At 65.9% G+C, this 19797-nt stretch carries 13 protein-coding genes; 4 read left to right on the top strand and 9 right to left on the bottom strand.

Features of this window, described 5'->3' with window-relative positions:
- Window positions 1–7 precede the first annotated feature (7 nt).
- Window positions 8–607, bottom strand: a complete 600-nt coding sequence (locus tag ACW5IY_RS14700) for an NfuA family Fe-S biogenesis protein (RefSeq protein WP_010486746.1) — start codon at window positions 605–607, stop codon at window positions 8–10.
- Window positions 608–697: 90 nt separating this feature from the next.
- On the opposite strand from ACW5IY_RS14700, the gene ACW5IY_RS14705 reads away from it, so the two are divergent.
- The 3 genes from ACW5IY_RS14705 to zupT all read left to right on the top strand — a co-directional run bounded on the left by ACW5IY_RS14705 (window position 698) and on the right by zupT (window position 2369).
- A complete protein-coding gene (locus ACW5IY_RS14705; protein WP_005417612.1) occupies window positions 698–1048 on the top strand; it encodes a 4a-hydroxytetrahydrobiopterin dehydratase in 351 nt (116 codons plus the stop codon).
- Window positions 1045–1461, top strand: coding sequence for an energy transducer TonB (locus ACW5IY_RS14710; protein WP_049434827.1), 417 nt, complete (start codon window positions 1045–1047; stop codon window positions 1459–1461). Before ACW5IY_RS14705 ends, ACW5IY_RS14710 begins: the two co-directional genes overlap by 4 nt.
- Window positions 1462–1559: 98 nt before the next feature.
- Window positions 1560–2369, top strand: coding sequence for a zinc transporter ZupT (zupT, locus tag ACW5IY_RS14715; RefSeq protein ID WP_010486740.1), 810 nt, complete (start codon window positions 1560–1562; stop codon window positions 2367–2369).
- Window positions 2370–2775: 406 nt separating this feature from the next.
- Here the strand turns inward: zupT and ACW5IY_RS14720 are convergent, their stop codons facing one another.
- A complete protein-coding gene (locus tag ACW5IY_RS14720) occupies window positions 2776–3750 on the bottom strand; it encodes an RluA family pseudouridine synthase (RefSeq protein ID WP_049433696.1) in 975 nt (324 codons plus the stop codon).
- A 407-nt stretch (window positions 3751–4157) separates the two neighbouring features.
- On the opposite strand from ACW5IY_RS14720, the gene rne reads away from it, so the two are divergent.
- Window positions 4158–7430 carry a ribonuclease E gene (gene rne, locus ACW5IY_RS14725; protein ID WP_049433695.1) on the top strand — a complete coding sequence of 1091 codons (3273 nt, stop codon included), beginning with the start codon at window positions 4158–4160 and terminating at the stop codon, window positions 7428–7430.
- Window positions 7431–7696: 266 nt separating this feature from the next.
- Here rne and ACW5IY_RS14730 read toward each other — a convergent pair whose 3' ends face one another.
- From ACW5IY_RS14730 to ACW5IY_RS14760, 7 genes are all read right to left on the bottom strand, one after another.
- Window positions 7697–8584 carry an endonuclease/exonuclease/phosphatase family protein gene (locus ACW5IY_RS14730; protein WP_049433694.1) on the bottom strand — a complete coding sequence of 296 codons (888 nt, stop codon included), beginning with the start codon at window positions 8582–8584 and terminating at the stop codon, window positions 7697–7699.
- 2 nt (window positions 8585–8586) lie between these two features.
- Entirely contained in the window at window positions 8587–11754 is a 3168-nt protein-coding gene (locus tag ACW5IY_RS14735; RefSeq protein ID WP_049433693.1) for a discoidin domain-containing protein, read from the bottom strand.
- Window positions 11751–12587 (bottom strand): carbohydrate ABC transporter permease, encoded by an 837-nt coding sequence (locus tag ACW5IY_RS14740; protein WP_006378064.1) that lies wholly within the window; start codon window positions 12585–12587, stop codon window positions 11751–11753. The genes ACW5IY_RS14735 and ACW5IY_RS14740 overlap by 4 nt, the downstream gene beginning before the upstream one ends.
- A complete protein-coding gene (locus tag ACW5IY_RS14745; RefSeq protein WP_049433692.1) occupies window positions 12584–13465 on the bottom strand; it encodes a carbohydrate ABC transporter permease in 882 nt (293 codons plus the stop codon). The genes ACW5IY_RS14740 and ACW5IY_RS14745 overlap by 4 nt, the downstream gene beginning before the upstream one ends.
- Window positions 13462–14802 carry a sugar ABC transporter substrate-binding protein gene (locus tag ACW5IY_RS14750; RefSeq protein ID WP_049433691.1) on the bottom strand — a complete coding sequence of 447 codons (1341 nt, stop codon included), beginning with the start codon at window positions 14800–14802 and terminating at the stop codon, window positions 13462–13464. Before ACW5IY_RS14750 ends, ACW5IY_RS14745 begins: the two co-directional genes overlap by 4 nt.
- A 4-nt stretch (window positions 14803–14806) precedes the next feature.
- Window positions 14807–16411 (bottom strand): glucoamylase family protein, encoded by a 1605-nt coding sequence (locus ACW5IY_RS14755; RefSeq protein ID WP_049433690.1) that lies wholly within the window; start codon window positions 16409–16411, stop codon window positions 14807–14809.
- Window positions 16412–16661: 250 nt separating this feature from the next.
- Window positions 16662–19742, bottom strand: a complete 3081-nt coding sequence (locus ACW5IY_RS14760) for a TonB-dependent receptor (protein WP_049433689.1) — start codon at window positions 19740–19742, stop codon at window positions 16662–16664.
- Window positions 19743–19797: the final 55 nt, after the last annotated feature.

Below are 19797 nucleotides of genomic sequence, written 5' to 3' on the forward strand. Positions count from 1 at the left end.
TCAGCGGTCAGGCGACGTTGCCGCGCGGGATGTACGGCGCGTGGCCGCTGTCGTGGTCGGTCGCGTCGCGCACGGCGGTCACGCCCGGCACGCGGCCCATCAGGGTCTTCTCGATACCCTGCTTGAGCGTCACGTCGGCCATGCCACAGCCCTGGCAGCCACCACCGAAGCGCAGCAGCACCACGCCGTCGGCCGAAACTTCCTGCACGGCCACCTTGCCGCCGTGCGAGGCCAGCTGCGGATTGACTTCGTTCTCCACCACCCAGTGCACGCGCTCGACCAGCGACGCGGCATCACCGGGGGCCTCGCCCTTGATGCGCGGTGCCTTGATGGTCAGCTGCTGGGTACCGGCGGTGCCGGCGACGATGTCGATCTCGGCGCCGTCGAGCCAGCCGACGCTGCTCGCATCGACGTAGAGGGTGAAGCCATCGCAGTCCACCGCCCACTCGTCACCGAGCAGGTCGGTCGGTTCGGCGAATTCCAGCCGGGCATCGGCGCGCGGGGTACCGGGGTCGACCGCGCTCAGGCGCACGCCCATGCCGGGCACGCCCTCGCGTTCGATCAGCTTGCGGAAATGGGTCTGGGCAGTGTCGGAGATCTGGATCATCAGGCTATTCTAGCCAAGTAAGCGTCAGCCGCTCATTCGGTTTATACACCGTCCGGCGCATTGTTCAGTCAACACGAGGTGGAGATTCCCATGGCCGACCTGATTCCACTGGCCCAGGCCCGTTGCGTGCCGCGCAAAGGCAGCGACCACAAGCTTGGCGAGGCCCGCCTGGCCGAACTGCTGCCGCAGGTTCCCGGCTGGGAGCTGAGCGAGGGCGGGCAGGCCCTGACGCGCACCTTCCGCTTCAAGGATTACTACGCCACCATGGCCTTCGTGAACGCGCTGGCCTGGATCGCCCATCACGAGGACCACCATCCGGACCTTGGCGTGCACTACGACCGCGCGGTCGTGCGCTTCTCCACCCACGATGTGGGCGGCCTGAGCGAGAACGACTTCATCTGCGCGGCAAAGACTTCGGCCCTGACGGAGCAACTGCCATGAACGTACGTTTGCTGAGCCTGTCCCTGATCGCTGCGACCGGCCTGGCCGGCTGTGGCCCGTCCGAACCACCGGCACCGCCACCGCCGCCGCCGACCGAAGTGGCCGCGGTGAAGACGCCGCCGCCGCAGTACCCGCTTGAGCTGGCCTGCATGGGCGTGGGCGGCACCAGCACCTTCAAGGTTAACATCGGCGCCGACGGCAAGCCGAGCGAGGTCACGCTGTTGACCGGGGCCGGCAACCCGCAGCTGGACGAACTGGCCAGGACCGCCGTGCAGGGCTGGCAGTTCAAGGCTGCCACCCGCAACGGCGCTGCAGTGCCGGCCACCATCCAGGTACCGGTCAGCTTCAACCCGCCGCAGCCGAAGCCGGACCAGTGCTTCGCCATCGAAGAACGCCTGCGCCGCGGCGGCTGATCGCCCGCGCCCCGACGAGGCCAGCCGACGCCCGCCTCGCCCTCGCCGCCCCGGCCTTGCCCGGGGCGGTTGTCTATTGACCAGGACCGCGTCGGTACATGTTGCAGATTCCTCCCGAAAACATCTGGATCGCACTGGCGGTCACTCTTGCGGCCGGCCTCGCCACCGCCATCGGCAGCCTGCTGGTGCTGTTCTCACGGCGCCCCAACCCGCGCCTGCTGGCGTTCGGCCTGGCCTTCGCTGGCGGCGCGATGGTCTATGTGTCGCTGTCGGAGATCCTCAACAAGTCCATTGCTTCGTTCGCACTGGCCTATGGCGAGCGCACCGGCTTCACCTACGGCACCCTGGCCTTCCTGCTGGGCGTGATCGTGATCGTGCTGATCGACCACTTCATCCCCAACCCGCACGACAGCCTGGACAAGCAGGACCCCGCGTTCCGCGAGAACAGCCGCGAGTACCTGAAGCGGGTCGCGCTGCTGACCTCGGTCGCGATCACCGCGCACAATTTCCCGGAAGGGCTGGCGACCTTCTTCGCGACGCTGGAAAGCCCATCGGTGGGCATGCCACTGGCCTTCGCCATCGCCATCCACAACATTCCCGAGGGCATCGCGATCGCGGTGCCGGTGTACTTCGCCACCCAGAACAAGTTCTATGCGTTCAGTGCCAGCCTGCTGTCCGGCCTGGCCGAGCCGGTGGGCGCGGCGCTGGGCTACTGGCTGCTGTCAGGATCGCTGTCGCACGCCACGTTTGGCTGGGTGTTCGGACTGATCGCCGGCGTGATGGTGTTCCTTGCGCTGGATGAGCTGCTGCCGGCGGCCAAGCGTTATGCCAAGGGCCACGAAACCGTGTATGGCCTGGTGGCCGGCATGGGCACCCTGGCGATCAGCCTGGTGTTGTTCAAGTGGTGAGGGGTTTGCAGCCAACGGGCTGAGCCCCCTCGCGGCTGGCGCATGCCACAGTATCGAGCGGTCACGGGCCTACGCTGCGGATGTCCGGGTCCGCCTTGTAGCGAGCCGAGCACCGCAGGTCCGGCGAGGGCGAAGAGGCGCGGGTGTCTGAGCGCAGCGAGTTCCGCGCCGCCCCTCGGCGGACCGAGGAGCGCAGGGTACCGGCGCGCAGCGCCGGCTCGCGGATGGCGGCGTGTTTCTTTGGTTACTTTCTTGATGGCACACATCCATGTGCGCCACCCTGCGGGCCGGCTGCGCCGTTCCGCGTTGCTCCTGCAGCGCGGTGCACGAGCAAAGAAAGTGACAAGCCCACTCATCGCAGGGAAGCCACGGCGCCGACCAAGCACCCGGCGCCGCCGAACCGCCGTCAGCGCAGCCGGTCCAGCGCCTCAACCAGCTCATCGGCCAGCGGCGCGTTCAGCACATACGGGCTCTTGCCGTCGTCCAGCGCGAACTCCAGCGACGCCGCGTGCAGGAACAGGCGCTTCAACCCGATCTGCTCACGAAGCCGCTTGTTGACCGCCGGATCGCCGTATTTGTCGTCACCGGCCACTGGATGCCCCAGATGCTGGGCATGCACGCGGATCTGGTGGGTACGGCCGGTCTCGATGCGCACCTCACAGTACGAATGGCCGCCGCGGCGCTCCAGCACCCGGAAGTGGCTGATCGATTCCTTGCCGATCGCGTTCACCTGCACATGGCGCTCGCCGCCCTGGCGCAGGCCCACATGCAGCGGCGCGTCGACCGTCATCACGCCGTCGGGCATGCGCCCGGCCAGCAGGGTCAGGTAGCGCTTGCGGATGCCGGCGCCATGGTCTTCACGCAGCAGCGCCTGCAGTTCGCTCAGTGCCGAGCGCTTCTTGGCCACGATCAGCAGGCCCGAGGTGTCGCGATCCAACCGGTGGACCAGCTCGAGGGTCTGGCCCGGGCGCAACGCGCGCAGGGTCTCGATGGCGCCGAAGCTGATGCCGCTGCCGCCGTGGCTGGCCACGCCGGTGGGCTTGTTCAGGGCCAGCAGGCGGGCGTCCTCGAAGACGATGGCCTGCTCCAGGCGACGCATGAACGCCTCCGGCGGGCCGGCCTTGTCTCCCTCTTCACTGAGACGGACCGGCGGCACACGCACCTCGTCACCCGCCTCCAGCTTGCGTTCGGCCTTGGCACGGCCGCCATTCACCCGTACCTGGCCGCTGCGCACCAGCTTGTAGACCAGGCTGCGCGGGGCGCCCTTCAACTGACCGAGCAGGAAGTTGTCCAGGCGCTGGCCGGCGCGGTCGGCGGGAACGGTGATCATGCGCACGGAAGGCTTGTCGCCAGCGGGTTTGGTCGGGTCTTGGGCGGTCATCAGGCTGTTTATTCTGTTACACTCGGGGGGCGAGATAAGGGATTGATTTCGTTGGAAGTTACTCAGGGCCAGAAGCCCAGCTTCCGACGAATCCGGCACAGTGCGCGACCACCGCCCGCGGGGCGGCCATGTTAGCGGCTCACCGGCCTTCCCGGCCATCGCCGGATGCCTGACACGCAACCGTGCTGAACATGTCCCGCGTGGCGCTCCAGCCTGGCTGACAGCTGCCTGCGGCCTGTAACACCCCAAAACCCATAAGAGTGAAGCGCTCCCGCGGCCTGCCGTGGTGTCGTAGCGCTGGAAACCCAAGCCGCCCTCCCCGCGCTTGCGCGAATGGGCGGCGAACCGTGTCCAGAGGCGAAACCCCATGGCGTTCCGCGCGGTAGCCGCTTGCGAGGAACGCAACAATGAAGCGAATGCTGATCAACGCCACGCAGGCCGAAGAGCTGCGTGTTGCCATCGTGGATGGCCAGTCGTTGTATGACATCGACATCGAACAGCCGTCGAAGGAACAGAAGAAGTCCAACATCTACAAGGGCCGGATCTTCCGCATCGAGCCCTCGCTGGAAGCGGCCTTCGTCGAATACGGTGGTGGCCGCCATGGCTTCCTGCCGCTGAAGGAAATCTCCCGCGACTACTTCCAGGCCGGTGTCGACCACAACAAGGCCGGCATCCGCGAACTGCTGAAGGAAGGCCAGGAGATCGTTGTCCAGGTCGACAAGGAAGAGCGTGGCAACAAGGGCGCCGCCCTGACCACGTTCATCTCGCTGGCCGGCCGCTACATGGTGCTGATGCCGAATTCGCCCAGCGCCGGCGGTGTCTCCCGTCGCATCGAGGGCGAAGACCGTGCCGCCCTGAAGGACGCCCTGGACAAGCTGAACATCCCCGATGAAATGGGCGTGATCATCCGTACCGCCGGCGTCGGCCGCGATGCGGAAGAGCTGCAGTGGGATCTGGACTACCTGCTCAACGTCTGGCGTGCCATCGCCGAAGCCGCGCTGAGCAAGCCGGCCCCGTTCCTGATCTACCAGGAATCTCGCCTGATCGTGCGCGCCCTGCGTGACTACCTGCGCGCCGATATCGGCGAGATCCTGGTGGACACCGAGGAGATGTACGAACACGCCCGCGAGTTCATGCAGCAGGTGATGCCGCAGACCCTGCGCAAGCTCAAGCACTACAAGGACGACATCCCGCTGTTCAACCGCTTCCAGATCGAATCGCAGATCGAAGGCGCCTACGAGCGCAACGTGCGCCTGCCGTCGGGCGGCTCGATCGTGGTCGACCAGACCGAAGCGTTGACCGCCGTCGACGTGAACTCCTCGCGCGCCACCAAGGGCAGCGACATCGAGGACACCGCGTTCCAGACCAACCTGGAAGCGGCCGAGGAAGTGGCCCGCCAGCTGCGCCTGCGCGACCTGGGTGGCCTGGTGGTGATCGACTTCATCGACATGGCCTCCAACAAGCACCAGCGCGAGGTCGAGAACCGTCTGGCCAACGCGCTGAAGTACGACCGCGCCCGCGTCCAGGTCGGCCGCATCTCGCGCTTCGGCCTGCTTGAAATGAGCCGCCAGCGCCTGCGCCCGAGCCTGGGCGAGTCCAGTCAGATCGTCTGCCCGCGTTGCGACGGCCACGGCCGCATGCGCAGCGTCGAGTCGCTGTCGCTGTCGATCATCCGCGTCGCCGAAGAGCATGCGATGAAGGAGAACACCGGGCAGGTGCTGGTGCAGGCCCCGGTGGAGATCGCCAATTACCTGTTGAACGAAAAGCGCAGCGCCCTGCGCGAGATCGAGCAGCGCCACGAGGCGCCGATCGTGATCGTCGCCGACGAGCAGCTGCACACCCCGCACTACACCGTCACCCGCCTGCGCGAGAACGAGCTGGGTGAAGAGAGCAACAAGCCCAGCTACCAGCGCGGCACCCCGCGCAAGCTGCCGGTGCACGCCCTGACCAAGGGCCAGCTGAACATCCCGCCGCCGGCGGTGACCCAGGTCAAGCACACCTCCCCCGCCCCGGTGCGCGAGGAAGTGGAGCCGGCCGCAGCTGCTCCGGCCCCGGTCGTGGCAGCGCCGGTGGCGCCGGCCCCGAGCGGCGGCGTGATCGGTTGGCTCAAGCGCGTATTCGGTGGCGAACCGGCGCCCGCGCCGGCGCCGGTTGCTCCGGCAGCGCGGCAGTCGCAGGATGGTGGCCGCAAGGACCGCAACAAGGATCGCAACAAGGACCGCAAGGACCGTCGCGACGACAATCGTGGCAACGGCGGCAACGGCAACGCGCAGCAGCAGAAGGACGGCGGCAACCGCAAGGACCGCGGTGAGCAGCGCAAGGACGGCCGCAACGGCAACAACGGCAATGCCCAGCAGCAGCCGCAGCAGGGCAAGCAGAAGGAACCGCAGCAGAAGGATGGCCAGCAGCAGCCGCAGCAGCAGAACAAGCCGCGCAACGAGCAGCAGGGCCAGAACCAGAACCAGCAGCAGCCGAAGCTGAAGCAGCCCAAGCAGCCGCGTCCGCAGCAGCAGGACGGTGACAAGCCGGCCGAGAAGCCGCAGCGCGGTGCCGCCGATGCACCGGCCGAAGCCGTGACCGCCGCAGCAGCCGTGGCCGCCACCGCCGTCGCCGCCAATGGGGTGACCGCGCAGGAAGCCACTGCACCGGTTGCCCCGGTGGCCGCCGCTCCTGTGGACGCCGCAGTACCGGTCGAGACCACTGCCAACGCTGCCAGCGAGGCCGAGGTGGTTGCCGTTGCCGGTGAAGAGGCCGCAACCGACGCCAATGGCGAGCAGGCAGGCGAAGGCGCGACCCGCCGTCGTCGTGGCCGTCGTGGTGGCCGTCGTCGTCGTCGCGGTGGCGCCGAGAACGCCGCCGGCAGCGACGCTCTGGGTGATGACCAGGACGAGGGTGATGACGGTGATGACGCCGACGGCGCCGAGCCGAACGTCGACAGTACTGCTGGCACTGCGCCGGTCGCTGTTGCGCAGCCGGCCCGTTCGCAGCCGGAGTTCGACTTCGATGACGAAGCCGAGCCGGTCGTTGCCGACGCCGCGAAGCCGGTCCGTGCTGCCGCCGCCGTTGCCGCCGCACCGGTTGCCGTGGTGAGCAGCGCCGTGGTCGAAGCCGCCGCCCCGGGCGTGGCTGAAGTGCAGGCCCCGGTCGAAGCTGCTGCGAAGACCGAAGCGGTGTCCTCGCCGGTGCAGACCAGCATGCTCGATGCCATCGACGCTGCGACCCCGGCCCAGCCGGTAGCCACTGCCGCGCCGGTGATCGAAGCCATTGCGCCGGTGACCGAAGCACAGCCGGTCGCGGTTGAAGCAGCTCCGATGGTTGAAGCCGCTCCGGTGATCGAAGCGAAGCCGGCGGCGGTCGAGGCTGCTCCGGTGGCTGAAGCGAAGCCGGAGATCGTTGTAGCCGCGCCGGTGGTCGAAGCCAATCCGGAGGCCGTTGAGGCTGCGCCGGTGGTTGAAGCCAAGCCGGTCGTCGAGCCCGTCGTGGCCGCCGAACAGCCGGTTGCTCCGGTGGCGGTGGAAACCGCGCCGATCGAAGCCGCTGCACCGGTCGCCGAAGCGGTGGTGACGCCGTCGATCGACCCGGTCGCCGATGGCCATGCCGACGCCGCAGCCCAGGCTGCAGAAGCCAAGGCCGATGAAGAAGACGAAGAGGCCGCCAAGCGCACGCCGCCGGCGAACTGATCGCTCTTTGATCGCATGAAATCGAAACGGCGGGGATCAATGATCCCCGCCGTTTTTGTTTGTGCCGTGCCGTGGTGGTTGCCGACCTTGGTCGGCGGCATTGATTCAACGCACGCGGATACGTCCGTGCCGACCAAGGTTGGCACCTACCAAAGCAGGGACACGGACGCCGCCGACAGCACGGGCACCGCAGTGGCGGTTGCCGACCTTGGTCGGTGCCGTTGTTCGTGCCAACCAAGGTTGGCACCTACCAGGAGCGTGCTCCGTCAGGGTTTCGGCGCGAACTGCAGGCGGGCCCACACGCCGTAGTGGTCGGATGCCCAGCGACCGCTGTCATCGGGCTGATCGAACAGCAGCTTCGCCTCGCGCGCGACCATCTCGTCCTGCTGGAAGAAGATGTGGTCGATCCGCGACGGCGCCTGGTAATAGTGGCGGTTGAGCGTGCTGACCCCGGCCAGGTCAGTGTTGACGTGCACGCTGCCGTAGCTGTCGCCGTAGTGGCTGCGCAGCTCGCTCAGGTCACCAGCATCCACCAGCGCATTGAAGTCGCCGGCGATCACCACCGGAGCACCGGCCGACGTTGCAGTGATGAAGCGCAGCAGGTCCTCGACCTGGCTGCGGCGGATGCGTTGCCCGCTCTCGTCACTGCGCTCGTTCAGATGCGTGGCGTAGACGTTCACCGCCTGCCCGTCCACGTCGATGCGCAGGTGAGCAACCGTGCGGTAGTCGTCCAACGGCTGAAGCAGATGATCCCCCTGGGCGAGGATCGGCCGCCGGGTCAGCAGTGCATTGCCGTAGCGCTTGGGCGCCCCAACCGGATCGGTGGACACGAACACGTACTTGTAGCCGAGTTGGCTGGCCAGCCATTGCGCCTGGTTGCGCACGTTGCGGCGCTGGATCACCTCCTGCAGGGCAACCGCATCCGGCTGCAGGCGCTTGAGCTCGGCCAGGATGGTGCGGCGCCGGCTCGGCCAGTCTTCGCGGTCATGATGCAGGTTGAAGGTGACCATGCTCATGCCCGGCGCGCTGGCAACGTCGGGCGCCGCGGTCGTGGCAGCCGGTTCGGCCGCCATCAACACGCCCGGCAATGCCAATGCAATGGCCAGCCCCAGGGCACGCACCGATGTGCGCACCCTCGCCCCCTGCTGCTTCATCGTTACTGTCCCTTGCGCTCGGCGCGGCGCACCGCGCTCGGCACTTCGATCTCGATCCGCGCCGGCAGCTGGTGCACGTGCAGTTCCTTGTTGATCCACTCGGCGGCTTCGCCGTTGACCGTCACCTCGCCCGGATCACCCGCGTACGGCCATGGCAGCACCACGCCCCCCACCGGCGGCACCAGGCCCGGCTGCACCTCCAGCACCAGCTGCTTGTCGCTGCGCTGCAGGCGGTAATTGAGCTGGCCCTGTGGCGTACGCAGGCCCTGCACCGCGACACCCTCACCCTGCAGCCACGCGCTCGGTACGCCGGCGGCCAGCACCAGCGCATCGTCCATGTCACGGTTGTAGGCGAACATGTCCAAGGCCGAGCGCACGAAGTCCGAGGCCACCCAGGCATGCGGCAGGTCACCGACGAAGAACGGCTTGCGCGGCGTGCGCGAGACCACTTCGGCCCACTGGTTCCAGGCCTGCGGTGCGCGGTCCTTGAAGAAGAACTCGGTGGCCTGCCAGGCGCGGTCGCGCCAGCCCAGGCGCACGAACGCGGCCACGTTGCGCCATTCGTACGGGGTGTAGTCCTTCCACTCGCGCTTGCCATCGCGCCGCGCGACGAACTCGTTCCAGTAGCGTTCGAAGGTCGCCTCCAGTGCCTGCTGCGGCAGCCTGCCCTGCTCGCCGCCCGGGGCCAGTGCGATGGTGGTCGACGTCGCGTCGAAGTCACCCAGCTCGGCCGAGCCCGGCAGGTAGTCAATGCGGTGCTGCTGCATCGCCGACTGCAACGAGGCCTGCAGGTCATCCCGGAACTGGTCGCGCGATTCGGCAATCTGCATCGCCTCGACCTTGCCCAGCTGGGTCGCCAGCAGCGCTGCGTCCTTGTAGCCGCGCAACGCCCAGAAGTTGTCCCAGTACGAGTGCATCGGCTTGGCCGAATAGCCTTCGTGGCTGATCGAGGCCGGCATCATCCCGTAGAACGCCGGGTTGCGCGCGCGGTTCTCTTCGGTGCGCTCGCTGGCGCGCAACTGCTCCATGTAGGTGTAAGCACCCTGCACGTGCGGCCACATCAGCTCGGTGAAGGTGCTGTCGCCGGTGTAACGCCCGTACTCGGCGATGCTGTAGATCAGCTCGCCATGGCTGTCGTTCTCCGGCACCGGATCACTGCCGCGCGCATCGACGCAGCACGGCACCTTGCCGTTCTCGAACTGGTACGGCGCATACCAGTTGATGTAATCGCGCACCGCATCGCTGCGGCCCATGCGCAGCAGGCCTTCGGAAATCATCGCGCCATCGCGGATCCAGCTGCGCGCATACGAACGCGTGCCCGGCTGCAGCCGCGGCCCGACCCGCGAGATCAGCATGTGCGCGACCGCCGTGCGCAGGGTGTCGACCAGCGGTTGGCCTGCAGCGGGCACCTGCAGCGAGACCACGCCCAGCTTCTTGCGCCATTGTTCGGCCACCTGCGCCTGCGCCTTGGCCACGTCCAGCGCCTGCGGCGCCCAGCCACCGGTCTGCGGCAGCACCACCGCCACTTCACGGCTCTGGCCGGGCTCCAGCTTGATCGTGTACATCAGCGCACCCGACGCCATGCCGGTGCTGTCCTTCACCGCCGTGGTCGCCGGATACGTGCCGCTTTCCAGATGCATCGCATCGAGCTTGCCATCGAACGTACTGGCAAAGCGCGCGTCCGGCACCTGCAGCGGGTAGATGCGCGGCTCACCGTTGACCCGCACCAGCTGCTCGCCCACATCCAGTGCATCGATGCGGCTGAAGCCACCGACGGTGTTGAGGAACTGCGTGGGCGGATTGACCTGCCACGGACGGATCGCCAGTGCCAGGGTGTATTCGTGTGCGACCTTGTCCGGATTGCTCAGCCGGTAGCGGCCGATCAGCTGCGCACGCTCCGGCGTGCCCTGCACGAAGCCGGTCACCGCCAGGCCGACTTTTTCATGCACCCAATCGACGTTGGCGATCGGCAGGTAATGATCCTGCAGCGACTGGGTGATGGCCACCTTCGACCAGTCCAGCAGCTTGCCATCGAGGCGGATGAACGGTTCGATGCTGAAGCTGCCCTTGGCCGGCTCCAGTGCGCCGTCCTCGCTGATCAGCGCCTGTTCCTGGCCGCCATCGAGGCCGAGCAGGGTCCAGTACGGCTGCTCGCCCACGTAGGCACGTGGCAGCGAGCCGCGTGGCAGGTCGGCGGCGACCGAGGACAGGAAAGCGTTCGGGGTGGCGGCAAAGGCCAGTGGCTTGAGCGTGATGTCACGGATGCCATAGCGCCAGTTCGGGCCGTCCTGCAGATCGAAGCGCAGGTAGCGCGCATCGGTGTCCGGCAGCGCCAGCCAGTCGCGACCACCGGCACCGCTGGTCACTTCACGCACGGTGCGCCAGTCACGGCCATCCTCGGAGGTGCGTACGGTATAGCGGCGGGCTTCCAGATTCGGCAGCCAGTCGATCACCGCACCGCCGATCTCGCGGCTCTTGTGCAGGTCCAGGCTGATGGTCTGCTGCTTGATGCCACCACTGATCCAGAACGTATCGCTCTTGCCGTCGATCATGCGGTCCTGCAGCGCGGTGGCGGTATCGGCAATCACCGACGGCACCAGCGCCGAGTCATCCTGTGCTGGCAGGCCCTGAAGGGTCAGCTTGTCGAAGCACACCGTGCCGCGGCCGCCGACCTTGCTGTAGATCGTGAACTCGACCGCAGCACTGCGTGCCATTTCCTTCTCGGGCGAGGGACCCCACGCCTTGTCGATCTGGCGGCGGCGGTACTCGACCGGCGTCCACGCCTTGGGGAAGCTGTAGCCGGGCCGGTTGACCCACCAGACGTTGTCGCCGCTGGCATCGATCAGCTTGAACTGCAGGTCGTTGCCCGGCGATTCGCCGCGCAGCTGGAAACCGAAGCGGTAATTGACCGGGTATTCGATATCCAGCGCGCGGCGGATGCCGACGTAGCCGGAGACATCGTGGAAGTCATAGTCCAGGCACAACGCGCGGCCACCTCCGGCGCCGCTGACCGGCCGCAGCGAACCGCTGACCTGGTCGGACAGCACCAGCTTCCAGGCGGCGATGTCGTCGAAGTCGTCCAGCACCTTCGGTGCCGGCAGCGCCGGTGGCGCGGCGATCGCCAGGGAGGTCCACAACAGGCCCAGTCCAACGGCGATCGCTCGCTTCATCCCTTGACGCTCCCCAGCAACAGACCTTGGATGTAGTACCGCTGCAGCACCAGGAACAGCGCCAGCACCGGAACCACGGTGACCACCGCGCCGGCCATCATCATTTCCACGTCCATGATGTGCTCGCGCGAGAGGGTGGCCAGCGCCACCGGCAAAGTGTAGTGCTCCTGATCGGTCAACACGATCAACGGCCACATGAAATCGTTCCATGCACCCATGAAGGTGAAGATCGCCAGGGTCACCAGCACCGGCTTGAGCATCGGCAGCACGATCTGGAAGAAGATGCGCAGCTCCCCTGCCCCGTCGATGCGGGCCGCTTCCAGCAGTTCGTCCGGAATCGAACGCGCGTACTGGCGCACCAGGAAAATGCCGAACACGCTGGCCAGCGCCGGCACGATCACGCCACCGAAGCTGTTGACCAGGCCCAGCTGCTTCATCAGCAGGAACAGCGGCAGCATCGCCACCTGCGCCGGAATCACCAGCGCCGCCATCAGCACCTGGAACAGGCGCTCGCGGCCGACGAAATTCAGCTTGGCGAAGGCATAGCCGGCCATCGTGTTGAGCAGCAGCGAACCCAGGGTGATGCCGACCGACACCAGCAGGCTGTTGGCGAAGTTGCCGCCCATGCCGGTGCGCGCGAACAACTCATGGTAGTTGCGCGTGGTGATGCTCGATGGCAGCAGCGGCGGCGGGAAGTGGGTCGCCTCGCCCTGCGGCATGAACGAGACCGAGAGCATCCACAGCAGCGGTGCCAGGCTGACCAGGGCCAGCACCAGCAACGCACCATTGATCAACCACGGGTACCAGCGCGACTGGCCGATTTCACGACTCATACCAACTGCCTCTTGCGGCCAAAACGCAGCATCACGGTGGTCACCGCCAGGATGATCAGGAACAGCAGGAACGCCACCGCGGAGGCGCGCCCCAGGTTCCACCACTTGAAGCCTTCCTCGAACATGAAATACAGCACGCTGACGGTGCTCTGCAGTGGGTCGCCGCGGGTCATCACGTACGGTTCGGCGAACAGCTGGAAGTAGCCCGACACGGTGATCACGCCGACCACCAGCAGCACCGGGCCGAGCATCGGCAGGGTGATGTGCAGGAACTGCTTCCAGCGCGAGGCACCGTCGATACGGGCAGCCTCGTACAGGTCATGCGGGATGGCCTGCAGGCCGGCCAGGAAGATCACCATGTTGTAGCCGAAGTTCTTCCACACCGCGAACAGCATGATGGTCGGCATCGCCCAGTTGGGATCGCCCAGCCAGTCGATCGGGCTGATGCCCAGATGGCCCAGGCCGTAGTTCACCAGGCCGTAGCTGGTGTGGAACAGGTAGCGCCAGATCACCGCCACCGCCACCAGCGTGGTCACCACCGGCGCGAACAGCGCGGTGCGGAACAGCGCCTTGAAGCGTGCGGCCGGTGCATTCAGCAGCATCGCCGCACCCAGCGACACGCCAATCGACAACGGCACGCCGATCAACACGAAGTAGGTGGTGTTCCACAGCGACTTCCAGAACATCGGCGTCTGCAGCAGGTCGATGTAGTTGCCGAGGCCGACGAAGCGCAGGTTGCCGCCGTCAGCCAGGGCATACAGGTCGAAGTCGGTCACGCTCAGCGCCAGCGCCGAGGCGACCGGTAGGCCGAAGAACATGCCCAGCACGATCAGCGAGGGACCGGCAAAGATCCAGCCGGCAAGTGAAGTACGTTTCATTGCGCGCTCCCGGCGGCCACGGCACTGCTCGATTGCGGCGACGGCACGCGCTGCTGCAGGCGTTGTTGTTCATGCATCCAGCGGCGCTTGGCCAGCACCTTGTCCACGCGCTGGTCCAGCTCTTCCACGGCCTTGTCCTGCGCCAGGCCACCACGCACCACCTTCTCGGTGACGATGCGCATTTCCTGCACGATACGCTCCCACTCAAGCACCTTCGGCGTCGGCTTGACCCGCTCCAGCTGGTCACGGAACGCAGCGGCCAGCGGATCGTTGGCCAACGACGGCGCGTTCCAGGTACTGCGGCGCGGCGGCAGGTCGCCGATGATCGAATGGAAGCGGGCCTGGATTTCCGGGCGCGACAGGAATTCAATCAGCTTCCAGGACGCCTCCTTCTGCTGCGACTTGCGGAAGATCACCAGGCTGGTGCCACCGGCGATGCCCGCGCCCGGACCGTCCGGCCCCGGCAGCGCGGCGGTGCCCCACTGCCCTTCCAGCTCCTTGGGCTGCAGCTTCTTGAACTCGCGGATGTTCCAGGGGCCGGAGATGTAGAACACATTGAAGCCACGGAAAAACTCGTCCCAGACGTTGGAGATCTGCGTCTCGGACATCTTCGGCGCCCAGCCCTGCTCGAACATGTTGGCGTAGAAGGCCAGCGTGCGGCGGAACCCCGGGCTGGCGAAATTGCCGCGGGTGTCATCGTCACGCAGCAGCGGATCGGGCTGCTGCAGCGCCAGCGACAGCTGCTGCTCGAACTCGTTGATCGGCATCAGCACCGCATAGCGGTTCGGGCCCTGCATGCGCTTGATCGCCGCCATCTGTTCGTCCCACTCCTGCCACGTGCGCGGCGGGTGGTCGTAACCGGCCTTGGCCAGCAGGTCCTTGCGGTAGTAGATCAGGCGGGTATCGACGTACCACGGCACGCCCACCAGCTCGCCGTGGATCACGTTGGTATCCCAGATACCCTGGAAGTAGTCCTTCGGGTCGACCACGGCCGAACGCTGCACGAACGGCTGCAGCGGCGTCAGCGCGTCGAGTTCGGCGAACTCCGGCACCCAGGTGTTGCCCAGCTGGCACACGTCTGGCAGACCGTCGGCGGCGAACGCGGTCAGCAGCTTCTCGTGCGCGGCAGTCCACGGGATGTTCTGCACATCCACCTTGATGCCCGGATTCTCGGCCTCGAACTCATGGATCAGCTCGCTGACCACCTCCGCCTCGCGGCCCATCGCCCAGAAACGTACGGTGGTGGTGCCCGGATCGGTACGGGCGCAGCCGGCCACGGCCAATGCGGCCAGGGCAGGCAGCGCCCAGCGGCGCAGGCGGTCGATCCAGTTCGGCATCGGGTTACTTGCCCTGGCCTGTGGTGCGGTTGGCATTGTTCTTCTGTTCCTGCGCGGCAGCCGCGCGTGATTCGGCGATACCCACCGCGCGTGCCGCCGCGGCCTTTTCGTCTTTCTGCAGTTCCAGCGGCTGGAACGAACCTTCCGGTGCCAGCCAGCCACCACTGAACCCGGCCCGTTCCAGGCCCTTGCGGATGTACGGGTTCTTCTTCATCACTTCCCAGACGAAGTCATCGCGGTAGTTGGCGATCATGGTCAGGATCGGGCCCTGGTCGATGGCGATGTAGTCGCTGGCGACCCAACCGCGATCCGGCACCAGGCGGCCGGTCTTGATCGGGATGTCGTAGTTGAAGCTGGGGTTGAACGAATCCAGGAAGCCGTAGCTGGAATAGATGTAATCGCCAAAGCGCTTGTGCATCTCCAGCGTGGCCGGGATCACCTGCTCGGGGGCGAACACCACCGACGCGATCGCAGCGGTGGGAGCGATGGTGCCGTCATCGAAGTTCTCGCGCAGGCCGGCGCCGCGCGAGGAGTAATGGCGGAACTGGCGCTGCTCGCCGCGATAGTCCTGGGTGGTGTTCTGTGGTCCGTCGCTGGCGGTCAAACCCCACACATTCTCGCCATACTCCTTCCACTGCATCGGGTTGGCGATGGCGTACTCGCGCTGGGCCAGTGCGGCCGAGCGGCTGTTGAGGAAGTAGGTGCTGCCGCGCTCGCGCATGTACGCGTCCTGGATGTCGCGGAAGTCGATCCAGACGTGGCTGTACTGGTGGCCGAACAACGGGCCGAAGGACAGGTATTCCTGGCCCTGGTAGACGCCCCAGTCGTTGTCATAGGTACGCGTCCACACCGTCCACGCATCCGGGCTGACCGGGTGCGTCGGCGAGCCCAGGGCAAGGATGTAGACCATCATCGCCTCGTTGTAGCCCATCCAGTCGTGGTCGATGAAGCCGCTCTCGGGGAACCAGCCCATCGAGATCAGCGGTGTACGCTGCTGCAGCCAGGGCCAGTCGACCTTCTTGTACAACGTGTCGGCGATCTGGCGGATCTCCTTCTCCCGCGGATCGTCGCCGTCGTAGTACGACTGCGCGAACAGCACGCCCATCATCAGCAGCGCGGTATCCACCGAGGACAGTTCAACCCAGCTGTCGTAGCGACGCCCTTCCTGCATGTCCAGGAAGTGGTAGTAGAAGCCCTTGTAGCCGGCCTTGCCGGTGCGCTGCGGGCCCATCGGCACGTCGCGGAAGAACTTCAGCGTGGTCAGGGTGCGGTCGATCGCCTGGTTGCGGCTGACCCAGCCGTTCTCGATGCCGATCGGATAGGCGGTCAGCGCGAAGCCGACCGAGGCGATGCTGGCGAACGGCCGCGACGGATAGCGGTCCGGGGTCAGGCCGTTGATCTCGTTGGTGGTATCCCAGAAGAACTGGAAGGTACGACGCTCGATGTCATCGAACAGCGGCGGCAGCACCGGCTTCATCGGCCGCGGCGGTGCATCGGCCTCGATCAGGATCACCGGCGGCCGCGGCTTGGCAGGTTCCTGCTGGGCCGGCTGGCAGGCGGCCACGGCCAGGCTCAACGCTGCGGCGGACAACAGATGGCGTGCCTGCATGGCGCGATTTCTCCGGTGGTCTGATCGATGGGAAAGCATACCGTCCAATGATCTGAAATCGTTTACAAGATGCGTTCTGAAAAAACCACGAAAAACGTGGTTTGACACCGCGATCATTGCCCATGCCGCTGCCCCCTGGCCGGCAGCGGCATGGGCAATGGACCGGCACGGGGCCGGCCATTGCCGCTTTCAAGCAGCCGATGCCGCCGGCGGAACGGCGGCATCGGGGTGCTGCATCAGGCGGTTCCGCTTAGAAGCGGAAGCCCACTTCGGCCTTGATCTGGCGCGGAGTACCAATGATGTCGCCGGTCTCGTTGTAGCTGACCAGCAGCTTGCCGTCGCTCTTCACGTAGTTCAGCTTGGAGAAGTTGTCGAAGTTGAGCACGTTGATGATGTCGATGCGAGCATACAGCTCGGTATCGCCGGCCAGCTTGAAGGTCTTGGTCGCCTGCAGATCCAACGAGCGGTAGCCGAAGATCTTGCCGCCGAGCAGGAAGTGGCCATTGCCCGACGGTGTACCGGCAGCCGGGGTCGGCATGCAGTTCGAGTTGCCGGCCTGCGCGATGCAGGACCAGTCGTTACCCGGGGTCGGCGTGGCCAGGGTCAGCTTGCCACCGAAAGTGATGCCCCAGAAACCGTCATACGAGCCGGTGACCACCAAGCGGTGACGCGGCGCGCCGTTGGACTTGATGGTCGGATACTCACCGATGGTGCCGCGATCGAACGAATAGTGCTCGTTGATATTGCGGTTGTGGCGTGCATTGGTCCAGGTATAGGCGATCGAGGTGCCCCAGCCGCTCTCCTTGCTGTACGGCTTCTGCGCCGACAGCAGGATCTGGGTGGAGCGGGTCTTGATGCCCTGCTGGCCGATGATCAGGCTGCCGAAGCCCGGAATGCTGCAGCCCCACGGCTGCCCGTAGGTCGGCTCGTCAGCGCCGCACAGCATCTGGTTATCGAAGAAATTGCCGTTGTTGAAACGGTTGCCCAACGTGTAGGCGAAGCCATCGTAGGTCAGCGTGCGTGAAATCGTGGCATCGGTCAGCCACTCGCCGATCTGGTTGCTCATGCCGAGGCTGAACTGGTCGGAGTACGGCACCTTCATGTTGTTATTCAGCAGATCGACTTCCATGCCTTCATTGCTGGTGGAACCCAGCAGTGCCTGCACGTTCTCGATGCCGTTCATCAGGTTCGGATTCCAGTCAAAGCACGGGGTCTGCCCGTACATGCAGCTGCCGGTGGCCGGGTTGCGGAAGAACACGGTCGGCTGCGGCAGTGCCAGCTTCGTGGTTTCCAGTGCCAGGTTGTCGAACAGGTCGCGATCATAGGACCGGCCGGCACCACCATGGAACACGTGCTGCTCATCGGCGTTTACGTCATACGAGAAGCCCAGGCGCGGCTGCCAGGCATTCTTGAAATTCTTGCGATTGTGGCCGGTGCTGATGTAGTCGTTGACGTTCAAACCACTGAGCGCCAGCGTCTGCGCATAGGTCTGGCCCGGAGGCGCATGCCTGTCCTGCGAGAACAATGCGTTCACAACCTCTGGCGGGGTCACGAAATCGGTATAGACCGGGTTCTTTTCGTAATCCCAGCGCAGGCCGATGTTCAGCTGCAGATGATCGTTGACCTGCCAGTCATCCTGGATGAACAGACCAATCTGCTTGACCTTGGCGCGCACCTCGGACTGCACGCCGGTGACACCAGTACTGGCCTTGGTGAACTGAGCCTTGTAGGGGGTGCCGGAGGAGAAGGCAGGGTTGTCGATGGTGTAGAAGAACTGCGGATTGATCTGCGCCGCATCCGAGGCGTACAGATCAATCTGCTTGTACTTGGCACCCATCTTGATGGTGTGGTCGCCGGCCCACTGCAGGCCGTCCAGGGTCAGGTTGTCCTCGATCGCCCAGCCCTTCTGGCCCTTCACCTGCGAGGCGAACGCATCGGCTGCGCCGATCTGGACGAGGGTCTTTTCCTGCGGGGTGTTCCGGTTCTTGTCACCAAAGTCCGGCGCGGTGTAGACGATACCGTTGCCGTAGGTCAGCGGCAGCGGATTGTTGAACGCCTCCTCATGGGTGACCATCAGCTCGTTGTAGAACCGCTCGCCGCTGTGGTTCCAGCGCAGGGCGTAGCGGCGGTCGGTGTTGTCCACCACCTTGCCGTGCACCTTGGCGGTCTGGTCACTGAACTGCTGCTGGGTTTCGTCGCGGTCCTGGAAGGTCAGTTCGATACGATCGTTGTCGGTCGGCTCGAAGTCGATCTTGGCGAAGATCAGGTCCTGCTGGAACGGCTGGCTGGCCGGGCCGAGACCCGCGAGACCATCGGCAGGCAGTTTGGCGGCCGCCGAGCTCACTGCACCGTCCGGCGCGATGGTCACTGGCAGGTCGAAGCGCTTGGCTTCATAGGTGACGAAGAAGTGGGCCTTGTCCTTGATGATCGGGCCACCCAGCGCGAAGCCGTACTCCTTCTCGGCCGAGTCTTCCTTGCTCTTGCCCGGCTGGCGTTCGGCCGGGGTCATCGCACGCATGCTTTCGTTGGTATAACGGTAGAAGGTCTCACCCTTGAACTCGTTGGTACCGGACTTGGTCGCGGCGGTGATCGCGGCGCTGGACACCTGGCCGTACTCGGCCTTGTAGTTGCCGGTGATGACCTTGTACTCACCGATGGCCAGCTGCGGGAACGGATTACCCGCGCTGCCGGACTGGCCGGAAATGCCGCCACCCTTGACGTAGCTCTTCTGGCCCACGCCGTCGATGTAGACGTTGGTGCCATCGGAGTTGGTGGCACCGCCACGCAGCGAGGTGTTGCCCTTGGCATCGCGGGTGAAGATCATGCCCGGCACCGCGTCGGCGAACTCCAGGAAATTGCGCGAGACCTGCGGGGTGGTCTGGATCTGCTGCAGGCTGACGGTCTTGCCGACTTCGGACGTGCGCACTTCCTGCAGCAGGGTCGGCGCGACGACGTTGACGGTGTCCAGGTTGGTGGCCGCGGTCGAACCCGGGGTGCTGCTGGCAGCGCCGGCAAAGTTCAGCGTAGCGGTCGAGGCCACGGTGACGGTGACCTTCTGCGACTGGCCGTTGGCGACCACGTCGTAGGTGCCCGGGTCCAGGCCCATCAGCGTGTAGCTGCCATCGGCACGGACGGTGCCGCGACGGACGGTACCGGTGGCGACGTTGGTGGCGGTGACTTCGGCGCCGGCCTGGGCGCCGGACACCTGGCCGCGCAGGCTGGCATTGGCCGACTGCGCCATGACGTTCGGGGCGGCGGCCAGCATCAGGCAGCTGACCAGTGCGGTGCTCAGCAGCCGGCGCGCCGGCGTGCGGAAGGTGGTGTGCATCATCAACTCAATCTCCGGGTGGCGGTAACCGCTCGCGCGGTCCCTGCGATCAATCAAA

This window comes from Stenotrophomonas sp. C-A (genome assembly GCF_054030835.1).